At 50.8% G+C, this 255-nt stretch carries 1 pseudogene (running past one end of the window); it reads right to left on the reverse strand.

Features of this window, described 5'->3' with window-relative positions:
* Positions 1–241, reverse strand: a pseudogene (locus tag TPANIC_RS05680) (major outer sheath C-terminal domain-containing protein) (it extends 320 nt beyond the left edge of the window).
* Between the last annotated feature and the right edge of the window lie 14 nt (positions 242–255).

The raw sequence follows: 255 nt of genomic DNA on the forward strand, positions 1-255 counted from the left end.
CTGGGGGTAGGGCTTTTAGGACTTTGTAATGGACAGGCATGTACGTACGCACATCAACACCCAAATCAAGACCCTCAAGGAAAGAAGTATCAGGATCAGACCCCTTGGTTTCGAGCTTAATATAGGCAGCACAGTCGTGCTCTCGCATGGCCATGTTGAGAAATACTCCCCCGAATACATTGCTGGCCTNCGATGCGAAATATCCTCCCGCCGAGAACCAACGATACCCCAACGTCAACAACGCATCTGCGCCTA

The organism is Treponema pallidum subsp. pallidum str. Nichols, from assembly GCF_000410535.2.
GTDB classification, from domain to species: domain Bacteria; phylum Spirochaetota; class Spirochaetia; order Treponematales; family Treponemataceae; genus Treponema; species Treponema pallidum.